General features: G+C 74.6%; 1 protein-coding gene and 1 pseudogene. Both read right to left on the bottom strand.

Going from position 1 to position 1,031, the window contains the following annotated elements:
• Window positions 1–512: pseudogene (locus H5J29_RS34000) on the bottom strand (hypothetical protein); the annotation flags it as partial.
• On the bottom strand, window positions 505–1,031 hold a 527-nt coding region (locus H5J29_RS33995; protein WP_181784952.1), incomplete at its 5' end, for a DUF6084 family protein. The pseudogene H5J29_RS34000 and the gene H5J29_RS33995, both read right to left, overlap by 8 nt.

Raw genomic sequence — 1,031 nt, 5'->3', positions numbered from 1 at the left:
AACACCGCGTACGGGCCCGGCGGCTCGGTCACGCCGACCCGGACCGTGGCGCGCAGCGGTTCCCGGGTCCGGACGATCCGGCCCCCGCCCAGCTCCCCGACGGTCTCGTCGCCGGACACCTCCACCGGGACCACGACGCCCGCGCGCAGGTCGGCGAGTGACAGCCGGGCGTCGATGTGGCGGACCCGGCCCTCCTCGAACGGGATGTGCCGCACCCCGTCGACCCCCAGCGCCGCGAGCTCGACGCCCGAGGCGTCCGTGACGGTCCGCCGCTCGAGCTGCAGGAACCGCAGCCGCAGGTCCAGGACGAGATCGCCGCGGGGCTCGACGAGGCACTCGGTGCGGTTCGCGGAGGTCTCCCCGGAGTCCGCCCCGAAACCCTGCGGCACGAGCACGCCCCACTGCCAGCGCACCCGGTTCTTCTGCGCCGAGGCGCGGTACGGGTAGAGCAGGTAGCCCTCGAGGAGCACGGCGTCCGCGACCGCCTCCAGCTCGGCGAAGACGTCAGCCATCACCCGCCTCCTCGAGCAGCCGCTCCAGGGCGTCGTCCCAGCTCAGCAGGGTGTTCGCCGAGCGGAAGGCGGCGAGGCGGTCGAGGGTGTCGCGGCGCAGCCGGACCCAGCCGCCACCGGGGAAGAACTCGTCCATCGCCGCCCGCCAGACCGCGACCGGCAGCCGGTGGGCCGCCTCCTCGTGCCACGGGACGAGTCCGAGCTGGACACCCGCGTCGCCCGCGTAGAAGAGCGTCCCGGTGAAGTAGAGGGTCAGCGGCACCTCGCCCCCGTCGAGCCCGTGCAGGTACCGCCCGGCGGCGACGTCCAGGTCGTAGCTGAGCGGCACGGTCACCGGCACCGTGGTGCTCCCGGTGAACGGCGGGGTGAGCACCGGGACCTCGGCGAGCTGCAGCGGGGTGAGGGTGTCACCCCAGCGGTCCGGCTCGCCGAACAGGTCGGTCAGCCGCGCGGTCTCCGCAGGCGAGTACCGACGCGGGCGGGGGTCGATGCGGACCTGTACCCGCAGCGCGACCGTGT

Source organism: Pseudonocardia pini (assembly GCF_013870575.1).
Lineage (GTDB): Bacteria > Actinomycetota > Actinomycetes > Mycobacteriales > Pseudonocardiaceae > Pseudonocardia > Pseudonocardia pini.
Note: the sequence above shows the minus strand (reverse complement) of the source record. Positions and strands in the feature narration are given on the sequence as shown.